This window comes from Enterobacter sp. EC_64 (genome assembly GCF_019584165.1).
GTDB classification, from domain to species: domain Bacteria; phylum Pseudomonadota; class Gammaproteobacteria; order Enterobacterales; family Enterobacteriaceae; genus Enterobacter; species Enterobacter roggenkampii.
Genome location: NZ_VDAS01000049.1, coordinates 1 through 15,814 on the forward strand (window position 1 = coordinate 1; position 15,814 = coordinate 15,814).

Genomic DNA, 15,814 nt, shown 5'->3' on the forward strand with positions numbered 1-15,814 from the left:
CTGGCAAGGCTGGGCAGGAAGTCACTGTCGTTCTCAAAATCGGTGGAGCTGCATGACAAAGTCATCGGGCATTATCTGAACATAAAACACTATCAGTAAGTTGGAGTCATTACCGTTTAGGGATGACAATAAAAAGGCCTGCATTACGCAGGCCGTTTTATTTTATTTCGCAGTCTTTTTCACATCAAACATGGTGGCGTCCGTCGCCATGTCATCAACAACCTGCTTCAGCGTCGCAAAGGTCATTGGTGTGTTTTCGTTATTCAGCTCTTTACCTTCGCCTTTACGTACCACCTTCATAACCGGTTTGTTGGTGGCCGCATCGATCAGCTCGCCTTCAAAGAAGAGATGCGTATCCATGGTGCGGTGTCCGGTTGCCATCTGCGTCCCGGCAACCACCAGCGCAACAGGCACCACTTCATAGAACTGCAGCCCCTCTTTCTGCGAACTCACCCCGGTAATCGCGCCACGGAAAATCAGGCTGTGTTTACCCGGCGTGGTGACAACTGGCTTACGCGTACCAATCGCCGTTTTCATTTTGTTATTGGTGTAATTCAACAACTCATCAAGCGTTTTTTGCCCAATTTGCGTGGTGGGTTTTGGCGTTGGATAATAGGTAATTGGCGTCCAGAGAATGCTGTCGTAATTGGCTTCGTTATACGAAGGATCGACCCAACGCAGCGTTGGTTTTCCCGTCGCCGAGGTCGTTTGCTGTAAGCCTGAATAATCTTTTAAAAAGCCGGAGTATTGTTCCGGAGCGGCGACTTTTGAAGAACAGCCCGCCAACGCCAACAGACCAGTAAGCACTGCAACTTTAAAAAAAGTTTGAGTACGCATGATAGTTTTCCATGTTATCTGCAAGTATGCATTTGAAGTTATAGCAAAAGTCTGGCGGGTTTGTTGTGACAAAAAATGATGCCGGGAGCACAAATTGCAAAAAGATTGCCCGGACGCATGCCGGGCAGTGAAAAATTACTGATTTATATCCACTTGCCAGAACAGATGTTTGCCAAACGGGTCGATTTCATAGCCCTTCACCTCCTTGCGCACCGGTTCGAAAATCGTTGAATGCGCAATCATCACCGCAGGCATCTGGTCATGCATCATCTGCTGAGCCTGTTTATACAGCGCCACCCGTTTATCATGATCGGTTATCGATTTGGCTTCAGCAACGATCTTATCAAACGGCTTATAGCACCATTTCGCCGAATTTGATCCACCGTTTGCCGAGGTGCAGGTAAACAGCGGGCCGAAGAAGTTGTCAGGATCGCCCGTTGCGGTCGTCCAGCCCATCAGCGCAGCCTGATGTTCCCCGCCCTTCACACGCTTAAGGTATTCGCCCCACTCGTAGGTAACGATTTTGGTCTGTACGCCAATTTTCGCCCAGTCCGCCTGAATCATCTCCGCCATGCGTTTCGCATTCGGGTTATAGGGCCGCTGGACCGGCATCGCCCATAAATCGATGCTGACGCCGCTGGCAAAGCCGGCCTCTTTCAGCAGCGCTTTGGCTTTTTCAGGATCGTAGTCGTAATCCTTAAGCTCGCTGTCGGCGCTCCAGACGCCCGGCGGCAGCAGATTCTTCGCCACGGTGCCGGTACCGTGGAACACCGCGTCAATAATGGCCGGTTTGTTGATGGCCATCGCCAGCGCCTGACGGACTTTTACGTTATTCAGCGGTGGTTTTTGGGTATTGAACGCCAGAAAACCGGTGTTCAGTCCGGCTTTGCTCATCAGGTTGATATCTTTATTGGCCTTCATGCGCGGCAGATCGGCCGGGTTCGGGAACGGCATCACCTGACATTCGTTCTTTTCAATTTTGGCAAAACGCACGGAGGCATCCGGGGTGATGCTAAACACCAGCCTGTCCAGCTTCGATTTCCCCTGCCAGTAGTCGGCAAACGCCGTGAACAGGATCCGGGAATCCTTCTGATACTGCGCCAGCTTAAACGGCCCGGTGCCGATGGGCTCCATATCCACCTTCTCCGGCGTGCCCGCTTTCAGCATCGCGTCGGCATACTCCGCCGAAAGGATTGAGGCAAAATACCAGGCCAGATCGGCGACAAACGGCGCTTCCGGGTGCGCCAGGGTAAAGCGCACGGTGTGGTCATCGACTTTATCAATGGCGGTTATCAGGCTGCCGAACTCCAGGCTTTCGAAGTTGGAGTAGCTGCCGTTAGAGACGTTGTGGTAGGGATGATTCACGTCTTTCTGGCGCATAAACGAGAAAATCACGTCGTCGGCGTTAAAGTCGCGGGTCGGCGTGAAGGATTTATTGCTCTGGAACTTCACGCCCTGACGCAGATGGAAGGTGTAAACCTTGCCGTCGTCGCTCACCTCCCAGCGCTCCGCCAGGCTCGGCACCAGCTCCGTGGTGCCGGGTTTGAAATCGACCAGACGGTTATAGACCGGCACGGCGCTGGCGTCGACGCTGGTTCCCGAGGTGTATAGCTGAGGGTTAAAGTTTTCCGGCGATCCTTCGGAGCAATACACCAGCGTTTTTGCAGCGACGGCGGAACTGACCGTGAGTGCCGCGAGCGCCAATGTGAAAGTTGTGAGTTTGCTTGTCATCATTTATTCCTGTCTTTTTAATTCGACGGCTAATTAATTCTTTTGCCATTTCATAAATAACATTAAAGTGAAGTGGCAAACACCCGAAAAATAAATAAGGAACAAATCACTATGGGCTCGCCGCTTTCCAGACAATTAACGCACCGTTTTTTCCGCTATCTCGCGATCACCAGCCAGAGCGATCCCAGAGTCAAAACCCTGCCCTCAACGCCGGGCCAGCACGACATGGCGCGCGAGCTGGCGCAGGAGCTGGCACAGCTGGGGTTGGACGATATTGTGATTGATGAATTTGCCACGGTAACGGCGGTAAAAAAAGGCAACGTGCCCGGTGCGCCGCGCATCGGCTTTATTACCCATATTGATACCGTCGACGTGGGACTTTCACCGGATATTCATCCACAAATATTAACGTTTACCGGTGAAGATCTCTGTCTGAATAAAGAGAAAGACATCTGGCTGCGGGTAGAGGAGCACCCTGAAATTCTGGCTTATCCGAACGAGGAGATTATTTTCAGCGACGGAACCAGCGTATTGGGTGCCGATAATAAATCGGCGGTCACGGTGGTCATGACGGTGCTGGAAAACCTGACGGCGGAGCATCGGCATGGGGATATCGTCGTGGCGTTTGTGCCTGACGAAGAGATCGGCCTGAACGGTGCCAAGGCGCTCGATCTAAAGCGCTTTGACGTCGACTTCGCCTGGACTATCGACTGCTGCGAGCTGGGGGAAATTGTCTACGAAAACTTTAATGCGGCAGCCGCGGAAATCCGCTTTACCGGCGTGACGGCGCACCCGATGTCCGCGAAAGGCGTGCTGGTAAATCCCCTGCTGATGGCGACTGACTACATCAGCCATTTTGACCGCCAGCAAACGCCCGAGTGCACCGAGGGACGTGAAGGCTATATCTGGTTTAACGGCATTCAGGCCGGACAGAACGAGGCCGTTCTTAAGGCCAATATCCGCGACTTTGACAAGGAGCGCTTTGCCGCGCGCAAGCAGCAGATTGCCGACGTGGCCGCGCTGATTGCCGCCCAATATCCGACGGCCAGCGTGGACTATCGCATTGAAGAGACCTACAGCAATATCAGCAATGCGATTGGCGAAGACCGACGCGCCATCGATCTGATGTTCGAGGCGATGGAATCGCTCGGCATCACGCCGAAACCGACGCCGATGCGCGGCGGCACCGACGGCGCGGCGCTCTCGGCTAAAGGGCTACTCACCCCGAACTTCTTCACCGGGGCGCATAACTTCCACTCGAAGTTTGAATTCCTGCCGCTGTCGTCGTTTGAGGCGTCTTATAAGACTGCCCTGCAGATCTGCCTGCTGGCCGCGCGTTAAGCGGGCTTGCGTGCCAGCATCGTGGCAAAGCGCAGCTTGATGCGGTTGCCGTTTTCATCGGTGCGGTGCAGTTCGCCAACGTCCTCGTTGTATTTGAGCAACTCCCAGCCTTCGTAGTAGTTGCTCAGCTCACCGCTCCTGAACGCAAACGGGAAGCCGACCGTGCAGGGGTAGTCTGCCGTATCCATGGCGGCAACGATCAGATTGTAACCGCCCGGCGTCGTGCAGCGCTGCATACTGGCGATAAGGCCCGGGATGGTTTTTGCCTCCAGGAACATCAGCACCACGGTAGAGAGAATAAAATCGTACTGGCCGTCAAAGCTCAGGTTGTTCAGATCCTTAATCGCGGTATGCAGATTAGCGATCCCTTCTTCCGCCTTGATGCGCTCGATATTGTCGATGCTCATCGGGTTCTTGTCCCACGCGGTGACTTCGTAGCCGTTGGCTGCAAGATAAAGGCTGTTACGGCCGTTGCCGCAGCCCAGATCCAGCGTTTTACCGGGCTTCACGATCTCCGCGCTGTACAGCACCTCTGAATGAGTACGGGTTAAGCCATATTTCTCAGTGAAGTAATTCTCATCGACGGTCATTATTGTTCCTCGGATTGCATAAGCTGCGCTTTATCAGCACGAACCAGAAGTTTGCCCTGAAGCAGCAGAATCAATGTACGCACCAACAGCCACCCAATAATCGCGTTGGTGAAGATAAACAGCGGCACGGCAATGGCGTGAAAAAAGCCCGTCGGACTGCTTTGTCCCAGGTGCAGACCCGTGGTTGCCAGGGCCGATACGCCAAAGGAAAAACTCCAGAATGAGGCATTGAACGGCTGGGACAAATACCATGGCATCAGGCGGAGCATAAATAGCAGCTGCAGCAGACCATAGCCGAACAGCATTTTCGCAAACGTATCCGCCTGACCGCCATTTACGCTGAACCAGGCGCTACATGCCACCAGCGCGGGCGCCAGTTGAATACCCAATGAAGTACGCAGTGCGGAGGGCAGTTCTCCTGCACTACGAAGACGCTGAAGAATAACCGGTTCCAGGCTGAGCCAGGAAAAGACGCCTGCGCCAAGGAAGACTAACCCTGCATCGTTGAAGCCCAGGGCACCGCATGCCATCGCGCTGATAAAATTATTCGCCACCGTAGGCAGATATAATCCAGGCGTGGTCGCCTCTTGCGGATGTTTCCCGCGCCATAACCCGGCGCTTTGCCAGGCGGAGTATGCAAGCTGCACCACCACGCCAATGCCAAACAATGCCAGTGACACCGCGCGAAACCAGGGGACAAAGCCGATGGCGACCAGCATCGTCGTGGCCGGGAAAAGGCTGACAAAACTGCTCATCACCGGGTGTCGCATCTCTGCCAGCACGCTGCGGGGGAAACGGATCGCACGCGTCACAAACGCGACCGTTAAAAGAAACCAGCATATCACCGCAAGGGCTACGAGGCCCTCACCCGGCCAACGCGTCACTGGCCAGAGGGTGCTGGCGTATCGCCAGGCGAAACCCATCCCGATGATGCCAAGCACCATGCCAAAATACCCTGCGGGCAAGTTAAGTACCTGTTGGGGTTTGTTAAATTTATTCATTAATTTTAATTTTTAAAATGTATTTTAAATGCCATTTTAAGCGGTTTCTGCAGCGGATGCCAGCAAAACGAAAAGCCGAAAATTTGCTACGTTTAGTTGAGATGCTTACCAGAGATCAAACGATGAAAAAGTACCGGCTCAGCGATGAAACCCGCCTCTGGCAATGGAAAAACGGCGAAACCACCCACGCCACGACGCTGCGGCAGATTATCGCCACGGCGGACTTTAACGACGTGACGGTCGGCACGAGAGGCGGCTGGATTGACGATGAGCGCGCCCTCGCACAGGACGGCGACTGCTGGATCTACGATGAAAACAGCGTGGTGTTCGCCGGGGCAACCGTATCCGGCAACGCGCGGCTTACCCTTCCATGCATCATTAGCCATGACGCGCATATCGGCGACAGCTGCTGGCTGGACGGCGCGGAGGTCAGTCACGGGGCGCGAATAAGTGACAATGTCACCATTCAGCAATCCTGCGTACGGGGCGAGTGCCATATCTACGGCGACGCGCGCGTGCTGCATCACAGCGTGGTCATTGCTGCCAAAGGGCTGACGCCGGACCATGAACAGATTCTGCAAATCTACGATAAGGCGACGGTGAGCCAGTCGCGCATTGTGCACCAGGCGCAAATCTACGGCGAGGCGATGGTTAATTTTGCCTTCGTTGAACACCGGGCCGAAGTCTTCGACAACGCGATCCTGGAGGGTAACGAACTCAACAACGTCTGGGTGTGCGACTGCGCGAAAGTCTACGGCAACGCCCGCGTGATAGCCGGTTTCGACGACGATGCCATCCCGACGGTGCGCTACAGCTCGCAGATTGCGGAGAATGCCGTGGTTGAAGGCAACTGCGTCATCAAGCATCACGTCCTGATTGGCGGTCAGGCATGGCTGCGCGGCGGGCCGATCATGCTGGATGATAAAGTGGTGATCCAGGGGCGCGCGCGAATCAGCGGGGATGTGCTTATCGAGCATCGGGTTGAAATCACCGACGATGCGGTCATAGAAGCGTTTGCTGGCGAGAGCATTCATCTGCGCGGCGAAAAAGTGATAAACGGCGACCAGCGCATCACCCGCACGCCGCTGCTGGGTGCGTTATAGGGTATAAATCCTGCCGTAGATATTCACGTCGTCAAAGCGGCCATTCAGGTATTCCGCTTCCCGCAGGCACCCTTCCAGCGTAAAACCGTTGCGCACGGCAACGCTGTTGCTTTGCTGATTCGCCACCCGACACTTGATCACAAAACGGCGGATCTCACCGCGTTCAGCGTAGTAGCGCATAAACGCCTGCAGTGACTGAGAGAGAATGCCCTGCCCCTGGTGGGCTTCATCCAGCCAGTAGCCGATGTAGCCGGCTTTGTTGGTCGGTTCAATCGTGTTGAACGACAGGACGCCAACCAGCGCATCATCCTTGAAGATCAGAAACATTTTGGCGTAGCCGCGCTGGTGAAGCATCTGGTTGCTCTGCACGTTGCGGCGGGTATCCTCTTCGCTGCCCACGTGCTGCGCCCAGTCAAAGGCTGTTTGCAGAAAGGCTCTGTTTTTAACAACGAGATTGTGCAGGTCGGCGGTGTAGCGCTCTTCGACGGCGCGAAGTTCGATATCCTGGGTGACGGGGATGATTTCTGAAGACATGGTGCCTCTCAATTGCCGGGTGGCGCTAGCGCTTACCCGGCCTACGTTTCGAAACTGTAGGCCGGGTAAGGCGAAGCCGCCACCCGGCACAATCCCACAAGGGTTAACGCATTACCCTGTCGTCAACGTACTGACGTTTATCCGGCGCCGGCGGGAAATACTGATACAGCCAGGTTTCACTGATGGCGTCGCCCTGACAGCGCAGGAACAGGCGCATATCCACCGGCTCCGTCGAATCCGACGTCGGGTACCAGTCAAACAGAATGCGATAGCCGTCAAACGGCTCAACGTAGAGGATCTCCACCTGCTTCGCTTCACCGCTGGAGAGCGTAATCACCGGCTCGATGCCTTTTGGCGCAGCGGCCTTCAGGTCGCCACCGACGAAGTCAATCGCAAAGCGACGGGCCCACACTTTCGGGTAGTTTTCCCCTGGAGCCCAGCCTTCCGGGAAGCCGCCCATGCCGGTGCGGGTCGCATAAACGTTCGCCAGCGGGGAGCGCACCGGCGGCATCGCGCTCCAGTAGAGGCGATATTTGAAGTCCAGCTCGTCGCCCGCTTTCACCGCTTTTTCCGGCTGCCAGAAGCAGACCACGTTATCCAGCGTTTCGCCGGTGGTCGGGATCTCCATCAGGCCAACCGCGCCTTTACCCCAGTCGTTACGCGGTTCCACCCACAGGCTTGGGCGCTTGTTGTACCACCCCATCACGTCCTGATAGTGCGAGAAATCGCGATCGAGCTGCAGCAGCCCGAACCCTTTCGGGTTTTTATCCATATAGGCGTTGAACTGCAGCTTCTGCGGGTTGTTCAGCGGACGACAAATCCACTCCCCGTTGCCGCGCCACATCGCCAGGCGGTCGGAGTCGTGAATTTGCGGGTGAATGGTGTCGCACATGCGGCGTTCGTTATTGCCGCAGCTGAACATGCTGGTCATCGGCGCGATGCCGAGCTGCTTGATGTCCTTACGCGCATAGAGGTGGTTTTCCACCTCCATGATCACCTGGCTCTTCTCGCAGTGGATCACGAACTTATAGGCGCCGGTGATGCTCGGGCTATCCAGCAGCGTATAGACGGTAAAGGTGGTGTCGCCGGGCTTGACGGTTTCAAACCAGAAGGCGGTAAAGTCCGGGAACTCTTCCGGCGTGTCGGTAAAGGTGTCTACCGCCAGACCGCGGGCGGAAAGGCCGTACTGGTAGGTGTCGTCCACCGCACGGAAATAGCTGGCCCCCAGGAAAGAGACGATATCGCGACGCGCCAGCTCCGGCGCCTTAAACGCGCGGAAGCCCGCAAAGCCGAGATCGCTTTGCCCTTCCAGCTGTTTGGTATCCACGCCCGTTTCACCGTAGCTGAACAGCTCAGGACGGAAGTGGATCTCGCGCGCCATAGAGGTCGACTGGTCCAGCGAGAACATCCGCACGCGGCGGCGGAATCCCATTCCCATATGGAAAAACTGCACGTCCAGTTGACGTCCTTCAATGTTGTTCCACAGAGACTGCTTTTCGTCGTAGCGAATGGCGTTGTACGCCTGCGGCGTCATGGTTGCCAGCGTCTCAGGCAGCGGACGCGGCGCGCCACCCCACGGGGTTTTCGCCAGGTCATGCGCCATGGATTGCAGTACGGAGAAGTCAAAACGACGGCTCTGGCCGTCAGCAATGTCAGAGTCGGCAGCGTATGCCGCTTTGGAAAATAGGGAAGCAAGGCCGGATGTGCCGCTCAGGGCTGCCACTGCCAGCGAGCCTTTTAGAAAACGTCTGCGATTCATGCCTGGAAAAACGTCCTTATGGTCGTGTGAATGTGTTCCGCGCTCGGCGAAATGACGGCAAGAAAGAACGCACAGCCTAAACAAAAATGGTTAAGAATCCAATTGTTGGCCGGTGATTATATGAACAAAGTGAGAAATATTTTCTGTCGACCAGAACGGCCCGAAAGTGGTGTAAAGAAAGCCTGGAAAATGTGTATAAAAATGCCCCGTCAGGACATCAGCTGACGGGGCCAATGAGGCGGTTATTTTACGCTGACATCGATACCCGGGAAGTACTTATCAGCGAGTTTGGCGATCGTGCCGTCGGCACGTACCTTATCAATTGCGGCATCAAGCTGCTTTTTGGTGGCCTCATCACCTTTGCGCAACCCAAAACCGATCCCACTGCCGAGGATGGTGTCGTCAGACACCGGTTTGCCGATGAAGCCAAACCCTTTTCCCTGCGGCTTGCTGAGGAAACCTGCCTGCCCGGCCGCGGACATGACCAGCGAGGCGTCGATACGGCCATTCAGCAGATCGCCCCAGGCCATATTCTGATCTTTATACGACACCACGGTGACACCCTGCTTTTCCCAGTGCTCTTTGGCATAGGTTTCCTGAATCGACCCCTGCAGCACGCCGATGGTTTTCCCCTTCAGCCCTTCTGGGGTTGCCTCAACCGCCGTCCCGGCCTTGCCGACCAGCTGCGACGGAATACGGTAGATCGGCTGGGTAAAATCAATGCTCTTGCGGCGCTGCTCGGTGATATTCATCGCCGAGTTGATGGCGTCAAACTTCTTCGCCACCAGCCCCGGGATCAGCGCATCAAACGAGGTTTCCACCCAGCTGCACTTCAGCGCTGCCGCTTTGCAGATGGCATTCCCCAGCTCAACGTCAAATCCTTCCAGTTCGCCTGCCGCATTGCGGCTTTCAAACGGCGGATATTCGGCTTCCAGACCGTAACGCAGCTCGGACGCTGCGAAGGAGGAAAAGGTACACAGCAATCCCATGCCGACAACTAGCGCGCGTAATTTCATCTCAAACTCCTTAGCGTGGTTTAACCCGACACAGGGCCTGGGCACCTGCCCGTAACGTCGCCTCATCTTTCGCAAAAGAGAGACGAATCAATTTATTATCCGTACCGTCCGCATAAAACGCCGACAGCGGAATGGTGGCAACACCGTACTCAACGATCAGCCGTTTCACCAGCTCGCTGTCGCGCTCGTCGCTGAACTGGCTGTAGTCCGCCAGCATGAAGAACGAGCCGGCGCTTGGCAGCAGCGTAAACGGCGAATCGGCCAGCAGACTCTGCAGCAGATCGCGCTTGCGCTGGTAAAACGCCGACAGCGACAGCCAGGTTTGCGGGTCGACCATATGTTCAGCAAACGCGTGCTGCATTGGCGTATCGGCAGAGAACATTAAAAATTGATGGACTTTACAAATCTCGTCCATCAGTACCGCCGGTGCAACACAGTAACCCACGCGCCAGCCGGTGACGTGATACGTTTTTCCGAAAGAAGAAATAATCACGCTACGCTCCGCCAGCTGCGGGTGCGTAGCCATCCCGTGGTGCGGCTCACCGTCAAACACCACGTGTTCGTACACTTCGTCAGACAAAATAATGATGTCAGTATTGCGGGTCAGCGCCGCCAGCTGCTGCAGATCGTCGGCGGAGAAGACCTGACCGCTCGGGTTGTGCGGCGTATTGATGATAATCATGCGCGTGCGCGGGGTGATCGCGGCGCGAACCTCGTCCCAGTTCACGGCAAAATCCGGCACGGTGAGCCTGATGGCAACCGGCGTTGCCCCCTGCAGGCGGACAATCGGCGCGTAGCTGTCAAAGGAGGGCTCAAAGTAGATCACCTCATCGCCCGGGTGCACCAGCCCGCTGATTGCCGAGTAGAGCCCTTCGCTGGCGCTGGCGGTCACCAGCACCTCGCGGCCCGGGTCATACTGCGTGCCGTAAAGCGTGGCAATTTTGTCGGCAATGCGCTCTTTGAGCGTCTGCAGGCCGGTCATCGACGCGTACTGGTTATGCCCTGCCTCCATCGCGCGGGTGACGCCCGCAACAAGCTTCGGGTCGCAGGAAAAATTCGGTGCGCCCTGAGAAAGGTTTATCGCGTTATGCTGCGCCGAGAGCTGGCCGATAACGGTAAAGATCGTGGTGCCCACATCGGGCAGTTTGGAGCGCGTTTGCACAGGCGTTTGTAAAGTCATCCTCTTTCCCTTCTCATGGACATTGCATAACTATTCAAACAACATCTCTGTTGTCGGGACAATCGAATTGTTGTCATAATAGCCATGAGAAAAATGCATAGCTGAGGTGTTTTCATGTCGCGCCGTTCGCTCCCGCTCAATGCCATCGACGCATTTTTAGTCACCGCGCGTCACCTGAATCTCACCCATGCTGCCGCAGAGCTTTGTCTGACGCAGGGGGCCGTGAGCCGCAAGATAGCCTCCCTCGAGGCCTGGTTTGGCTTTCCGCTTTTTGAACGCCACGCGCGCGGCCTGCGCCTCTCTTCACAGGGCTGCGCTCTGCTCCCGGAACTGCAGTCTGCGTTCGAACACTTGCTGACCGTGGCCGACCAGGCCCGCAGCCAGCAAACCGTGATCCGGCTCAAGGCGCCCACCTGCGCCATGCGCTGGCTGGTGCCGCGCCTGCTGGAGGTGGAGCGTGAGCAGCCGGATCTGCAGATCGCCCTGACCACCACCACCGATCATAACGTCAATTTCAAAACCGAATCTTACGACGCGGCCATCGTGTTCGGCACGCACATGAGCGCAGGCGACCTGCTGTTCGAAGAGGCGCTCACCCCGGTGATAAGCCCGGTGCGGGCGGGTGCAGCGCTGGGATCGCTGACGTTCCTGCATCCGACAAGGGATAAAACAGACTGGTCGCTGTGGCTGACGAAACAGGAAGGCCCGGGCTTTGCCATGCACAAAAATCAACACTTCGACACGATGGATCTCGCCATCACGGCCGCCATTCAGGGACTGGGCGTCGCCATTGCCGACGAAACGCTGGTGGCCGAAGATGTCCGCGCGGGAAGACTGATGCGGCCTTATGAAACCAGCATAAAAACCGGCGCGAGCTACCGGCTGGTGCTGCGCGAAACGCCAGGCGAGGAAAATGGGCTGGCGGCGTTTCGCGCCTGTTTGCTTAATCGAGGCTGACGTGGTGCTTCATCACCCGTTTGAAGAGGCTCATCCGGGCGCGCATAAAGCGGTTTTCAAGCCTGAAACCTGCATGTTTATTCACGCCAATGCGTAATAAAACGTCCCGCCCTTTACGGCATGCGGGCCAGTGCGTCGGCCCGGGCAGGATCTCACGAGGTCCTGCGTCTCGCGCAAAGCTCACCCAGTAATCGGCCACCTGAGCAGCAAACTGCACATCCCGTTCGTTGACATACTGGCGTGAAGGCTCCACCTGGCCGAGGGTATCAAAGACGTAAGGCACTTCATTGCCGTGCCACGCGCCGTTGATATAGGTGGCATGTTCCGCTTCCGCGACATAGTCGAACCAGTAACGCCAGCACAATCCGCCGACGCGCTGCTGCGCCTGCATCACGACGTAGCCCATCGTGGTGAACGCCATGTCGCGGCACACCTGCCTGCCCAGTTCCTCATCGCCTTTGACGCCCGGATAGAGCAGCTTAATCAGCCCCAGCCCGAAGCGTCGCTCCCGGCGAAGCTTCTGGATTTGCCCGGCGAGATCGATGCCAAACACCGCCATCACGCTGGCCTCATCGCTGTTCGAGCCGATCATTACCGGCACGGGGTGCTGGCGAGCGGCGAAAAAGACGTCCAGCATCGCTTCAGGCAGAACGCAATCCCCGACGATGGGGGCCGGAGCAATGTTCAGCGGCGCGGTGAGCGGCCAGAACGCCTCCGGCGGAATGGCGCGCAGTTGTTCGGCTGTCGCCTGTTCCAGGCCAAAATGGGCGGCCAGCGCCTCCCCTTTTTGCAACGCCTGCTCTCGCGGCGTGTCCGGCAAGGTGTACCCGCTTTGCACAATCGCCTTATGGAACAATCCTTCTGCAAGCGGAGAGGCCAGCAGAGAGAGCACGCTGCGCGCGCCCGCGGATTCGCCAAACAGGGTCACGTTAGCGGGGTCGCCACCAAATGCGGCGATATTGTCCCTTACCCATTCGAGGGCGGCGATCTGATCCAGCAGGGCAAAATTATGCACCACGCGATCTTCCTCGCCTTCCAGCGCGGGATGGGCAAAAAAACCAAGATGACCGAGACGGTAGTTGATCGTCACCACAACCACGCCGCGCGTGGCCAGCGCTTTGCCGTTATAGGGCGGTAAGCCACCCGCACCGATGGTAAAGCCGCCGCCGTGCAGCCAGACCATAACCGGAAGCGGCCCGGCGCGCTCTGTGGGAGACCAGACGTTCAGATAGAGGCAGTCTTCCGAGAACTGACCGGGATCGCCCCCGCCCAGCTCCTGGCAATATTCGCTGCTTTGCCAGCTTGAGGCCGAAAAGGCGGTGGCCTCGCGAACGCCATCCCACGGCTCAGGATGCCTCGGGGAGCGCCAGCGCCACTCGCCAACGGGCGGTGCGGCATAAGGAATACCGCACCAGACGTGGACATTTTCATCGGTTAAACCAGACAGTGCGCCCTGGCGCGTTTCAACCACAGGGGCGGAAGGATTTTGCATAACGACCTTATTTTTTCCATCACACCCCAGCAGAGTAACGCTTTCAGAGCAAACCGCAACGCTGTTTGCTGCGCGTTTCAGCCTCCTCATAGAGGGAAAATTCGTCATACACCGGGCAGCCGAGGGCCGCTTCAAACGCATCGCGGCTGGCGTTACCGTGGCTGCGGGCCTGGGTTTCATTCCCGAGATTGGACTGGAAAATCCCCGCGGCGCTGACCGGGAGGAAATCTTCGTAGGTGATCGGCTGTGCGACGACCCATCCGCGCTCGATCAGCGGCTGCGGATCGTCGCCCGGCCGGAACGCATGGCGATGCGCTTCACCCGCTGGCGTCAGACGGTAGCGGAAATACGCCAGCTCCTGACGGCGCATTAACAGTTCGCTGTCAGGGAAGGCGCTAAAGATCTCCTGCAGATGCAGCTGGTGCGTCAGGTTATCTTTGCCGGTGCCGGCCTGGGCAAGGAGGCTATCGTACAGTTCCCGGCCTTTCGGGGTCAGCGCCACGCCGCGCTGCTCAATCTCACCGAAGCGCGCGGTGTGGGTGCCTTTGTGTTCACCGGCAAACAGCACCGGCTCTTCCAGCGCCTTGAAACTGGTTTGACGCAGCAGGACGGGCACCTCGCGACGCGGCGGCCCTTCAATCAAAATTTTCGGCTCAATACCGTACTTCGGCATCAGCTCCTGCACCCGGTCAATATCCAGCGTGCGCGGCGTCAGGTGGTTAATATGGCAGCCCGGGAAGCAGACCACATCGGCGATCAGCCGGTGCTCGTTATGCAGCGCGAGATAGGTCTCCTGATCGACCGTCGCATGGCGGTGCCAGCGGAAGGTTTCCAGCGCTTCCTGCACAAACTCCTGCGCCTGCTCGACGGTAAACTGCCCTTCCGATTCATACAGATCGAGAAGCGCCAGACAGCGCGGGGTGAAGATGTTTCGGTGAGACAGAATTTCCGCCGCACGTTCGCGCAGCGCGACGTTTTCAATCAGCTCAAGGCGCAGCAGCGACGTAAAGATGCGGAACGGATTACGGCACAGCGCCGCATCATCAATCGGCCGAAATGCCGTTGAGTGGACCGGCACCCCCGCCTGGGAGAGATCGTAATAGCTGACCGGGTACATCCCCATAATGGCAAACATACGGCGCAGGGTTGAAAGTTCTTGCGCACTGCCGACGCGGATGGCCCCGTGACGCTCGACGTTCAGACGCGCAAGCTCATCGGCGTTTGCCAGTTGTTCATGTAATAGTGGATCATTTTCCAGCACCGCCAGGTTTACGTCCGCTACCAGTTCAAGCAAGGTGCCGTACTGCGGAACTTCCTGCTGGTACATCGCCGACATAGCCTGCGAAAAGTGTTCCCGAATGTCATCAGCCGTGATGGTGTTCGCCATGATGTCATGCCTCCAGTGAATATTACCTGGAGTGTAGAGAAACCCGTTCCTTCCGGGGGGAAAGATTTCTGATTTGTGATCTTAAGACGACAGTGGTCAAACCGTGTGCGACTGGCCTCTGAACAAGCCTTAACGAAACCGCCCTTTCGCGCCTGTCGCTTTTTATCCAGGATTTTCCTTATAATTATTTATGGTTTCGCTTTCTAGCCATAAAGGAGTATTTTTTATTTTCCCCTGACTGCAAATTAACCATTTTGAGGGCGTCATTATTTTTATCCTCAGCTTTCAAATTTTTAGCTCAAAGTTAGGAATAATCTGAACAGTTGTTTACAAGTCCTTCCTGTCTATCCATATTTCCAACGCAAGCGAAGCGCAAATTTACAAATATTTAAAAATAACGCAACCGCAAATAGCAAAACGCATTTGACGGATCGCACACAGCGACTAGAGTTATTACTCGAACGACGAGTGATACGGAATATTTTCGTATCGTACTGACATAACCAATATATGACTATGAGGTTTAATATGGCAGAGCATCGTGGTGGTTCCGGTAATTTCGCTGAAGACCGTGAAAAAGCATCAGAAGCTGGACGTAAAGGTGGCCAGCACAGCGGTGGTAATTTTAAAAACGATCCGCAACGCGCATCTGAAGCGGGTAAGAAAGGGGGACAGAACAGTCACGGCGGAGGCCGTAAATCTGATAACTCCTGATCTTATTTAGTACTCTTTTAATAAAACCAGAGAGCATGCTGCGGGCTGAAAAGCTCGCAGGTAATGGTGCCAACTTACTGATTTAGTGTATGATGGTGTTTTTGAGGTGCTCCAGTGGCTTCTGTTTCTATCAGCTGTCCCTCCTGTTCAGCTACTGAAGGCGTGGTGCGTA

General features: G+C 56.1%; 16 protein-coding genes. 6 read left to right on the forward strand and 10 right to left on the reverse strand.

Annotated features, from left to right (window positions below):
* Nucleotides 1–99 (forward strand): IS1 family transposase (locus FHC52_RS21645; RefSeq protein WP_000641146.1); only part of this gene is annotated, 99 nt, incomplete at its 5' end.
* A gap of 63 nt (nt 100–162) precedes the next feature.
* Here the strand turns inward: FHC52_RS21645 and FHC52_RS21650 are convergent.
* Complete coding sequence (locus FHC52_RS21650; RefSeq protein WP_008502258.1) at nt 163–837, reverse strand: DUF3313 domain-containing protein; 675 nt, start codon at nt 835–837, stop codon at nt 163–165.
* Between the two features lie 135 nt (nt 838–972).
* The gene (locus FHC52_RS21655; protein ID WP_126288927.1) at nt 973–2,568 is read right to left on the reverse strand and encodes an ABC transporter substrate-binding protein; all 1,596 of its coding nucleotides are present in this window, start codon (nt 2,566–2,568) and stop codon (nt 973–975) included.
* A gap of 111 nt (nt 2,569–2,679) precedes the next feature.
* On the opposite strand from FHC52_RS21655, the gene pepT reads away from it, so the two are divergent.
* Nucleotides 2,680–3,909, forward strand: coding sequence for a peptidase T (pepT, locus tag FHC52_RS21660; protein ID WP_126288917.1), 1,230 nt, complete (start codon nt 2,680–2,682; stop codon nt 3,907–3,909).
* Here pepT and tehB read toward each other — a convergent pair.
* Together tehB and tehA are read right to left on the reverse strand one after the other, a co-directional pair.
* Entirely contained in the window at nt 3,906–4,499 is a 594-nt protein-coding gene (gene tehB / locus FHC52_RS21665) for a tellurite resistance methyltransferase TehB (RefSeq protein WP_023327449.1), read from the reverse strand. The two genes, pepT and tehB, sit on opposite strands and share 4 nt — an antisense overlap.
* Nucleotides 4,499–5,500, reverse strand: a complete 1,002-nt coding sequence (tehA, locus tag FHC52_RS21670) for a dicarboxylate transporter/tellurite-resistance protein TehA (protein WP_008502262.1) — start codon at nt 5,498–5,500, stop codon at nt 4,499–4,501. Before tehA ends, tehB begins: the two co-directional genes overlap by 1 nt.
* A 122-nt stretch (nt 5,501–5,622) precedes the next feature.
* Between tehA and ydcK the strand changes: the two genes are divergently transcribed.
* On the forward strand, nt 5,623–6,603 hold the full coding sequence (gene ydcK / locus FHC52_RS21675; protein ID WP_046092660.1) for a YdcK family protein: 981 nt from the start codon (nt 5,623–5,625) through the stop codon (nt 6,601–6,603).
* Here ydcK and rimL read toward each other — a convergent pair.
* From rimL to FHC52_RS21695, 4 genes are all read right to left on the reverse strand, one after another.
* Nucleotides 6,598–7,137 (reverse strand): 50S ribosomal protein L7/L12-serine acetyltransferase, encoded by a 540-nt coding sequence (gene rimL / locus FHC52_RS21680; RefSeq protein WP_032651826.1) that lies wholly within the window; start codon nt 7,135–7,137, stop codon nt 6,598–6,600. The two genes, ydcK and rimL, sit on opposite strands and share 6 nt — an antisense overlap.
* Before the next feature lie 103 nt (nt 7,138–7,240).
* Nucleotides 7,241–8,896, reverse strand: a complete 1,656-nt coding sequence (locus FHC52_RS21685; RefSeq protein ID WP_021242530.1) for a glucan biosynthesis protein D — start codon at nt 8,894–8,896, stop codon at nt 7,241–7,243.
* A gap of 242 nt (nt 8,897–9,138) precedes the next feature.
* Nucleotides 9,139–9,912, reverse strand: coding sequence for a transporter substrate-binding domain-containing protein (locus FHC52_RS21690; RefSeq protein WP_021242531.1), 774 nt, complete (start codon nt 9,910–9,912; stop codon nt 9,139–9,141).
* A 10-nt stretch (nt 9,913–9,922) separates the two neighbouring features.
* The gene (locus FHC52_RS21695) at nt 9,923–11,092 is read right to left on the reverse strand and encodes a pyridoxal phosphate-dependent aminotransferase (RefSeq protein WP_021242532.1); all 1,170 of its coding nucleotides are present in this window, start codon (nt 11,090–11,092) and stop codon (nt 9,923–9,925) included.
* 114 nt (nt 11,093–11,206) lie between these two features.
* On the opposite strand from FHC52_RS21695, the gene FHC52_RS21700 reads away from it, so the two are divergent.
* Complete coding sequence (locus FHC52_RS21700) at nt 11,207–12,049, forward strand: LysR family transcriptional regulator (protein ID WP_008502268.1); 843 nt, start codon at nt 11,207–11,209, stop codon at nt 12,047–12,049.
* Here FHC52_RS21700 and FHC52_RS21705 read toward each other — a convergent pair.
* Together FHC52_RS21705 and FHC52_RS21710 are read right to left on the reverse strand one after the other, a co-directional pair.
* The gene (locus FHC52_RS21705; protein ID WP_063435480.1) at nt 12,036–13,541 is read right to left on the reverse strand and encodes a carboxylesterase/lipase family protein; all 1,506 of its coding nucleotides are present in this window, start codon (nt 13,539–13,541) and stop codon (nt 12,036–12,038) included. The two genes, FHC52_RS21700 and FHC52_RS21705, sit on opposite strands and share 14 nt — an antisense overlap.
* Nucleotides 13,542–13,584: 43 nt before the next feature.
* Nucleotides 13,585–14,928 (reverse strand): VOC family protein, encoded by a 1,344-nt coding sequence (locus tag FHC52_RS21710; RefSeq protein ID WP_059360506.1) that lies wholly within the window; start codon nt 14,926–14,928, stop codon nt 13,585–13,587.
* A 528-nt stretch (nt 14,929–15,456) separates the two neighbouring features.
* On the opposite strand from FHC52_RS21710, the gene FHC52_RS21715 reads away from it, so the two are divergent.
* Nucleotides 15,457–15,642 carry a general stress protein gene (locus FHC52_RS21715; protein ID WP_004150795.1) on the forward strand — a complete coding sequence of 62 codons (186 nt, stop codon included), beginning with the start codon at nt 15,457–15,459 and terminating at the stop codon, nt 15,640–15,642.
* 114 nt (nt 15,643–15,756) lie between these two features.
* Nucleotides 15,757–15,814 (forward strand): IS1 family transposase (locus tag FHC52_RS23100; protein WP_136697432.1); only part of this gene is annotated, 58 nt, incomplete at its 3' end.

Bases quoted from the DNA above. Each gene is read 5' to 3' on its own strand.
- pepT (WP_126288917.1), top strand. From the start codon at position 2,680: ATGGGCTCGCCGCTTTCCAGACAATTAACGCACCGTTTTTTCCGCTAT.
- ydcK (WP_046092660.1), top strand. From the start codon at position 5,623: ATGAAAAAGTACCGGCTCAGCGATGAAACCCGCCTCTGGCAATGGAAA.
- FHC52_RS21705 (WP_063435480.1), bottom strand. From the start codon at position 13,541: ATGCAAAATCCTTCCGCCCCTGTGGTTGAAACGCGCCAGGGCGCACTG.
- FHC52_RS21690 (WP_021242531.1), bottom strand. From the start codon at position 9,912: ATGAAATTACGCGCGCTAGTTGTCGGCATGGGATTGCTGTGTACCTTT.
- FHC52_RS21650 (WP_008502258.1), bottom strand. From the start codon at position 837: ATGCGTACTCAAACTTTTTTTAAAGTTGCAGTGCTTACTGGTCTGTTG.
- FHC52_RS21685 (WP_021242530.1), bottom strand. From the start codon at position 8,896: ATGAATCGCAGACGTTTTCTAAAAGGCTCGCTGGCAGTGGCAGCCCTG.
- FHC52_RS21715 (WP_004150795.1), top strand. From the start codon at position 15,457: ATGGCAGAGCATCGTGGTGGTTCCGGTAATTTCGCTGAAGACCGTGAA.
- FHC52_RS21700 (WP_008502268.1), top strand. From the start codon at position 11,207: ATGTCGCGCCGTTCGCTCCCGCTCAATGCCATCGACGCATTTTTAGTC.
- FHC52_RS21695 (WP_021242532.1), bottom strand. From the start codon at position 11,092: ATGACTTTACAAACGCCTGTGCAAACGCGCTCCAAACTGCCCGATGTG.
- FHC52_RS21710 (WP_059360506.1), bottom strand. From the start codon at position 14,928: ATGGCGAACACCATCACGGCTGATGACATTCGGGAACACTTTTCGCAG.
- rimL (WP_032651826.1), bottom strand. From the start codon at position 7,137: ATGTCTTCAGAAATCATCCCCGTCACCCAGGATATCGAACTTCGCGCC.
- tehB (WP_023327449.1), bottom strand. From the start codon at position 4,499: ATGACCGTCGATGAGAATTACTTCACTGAGAAATATGGCTTAACCCGT.
- FHC52_RS21655 (WP_126288927.1), bottom strand. From the start codon at position 2,568: ATGACAAGCAAACTCACAACTTTCACATTGGCGCTCGCGGCACTCACG.
- tehA (WP_008502262.1), bottom strand. From the start codon at position 5,500: ATGAATAAATTTAACAAACCCCAACAGGTACTTAACTTGCCCGCAGGG.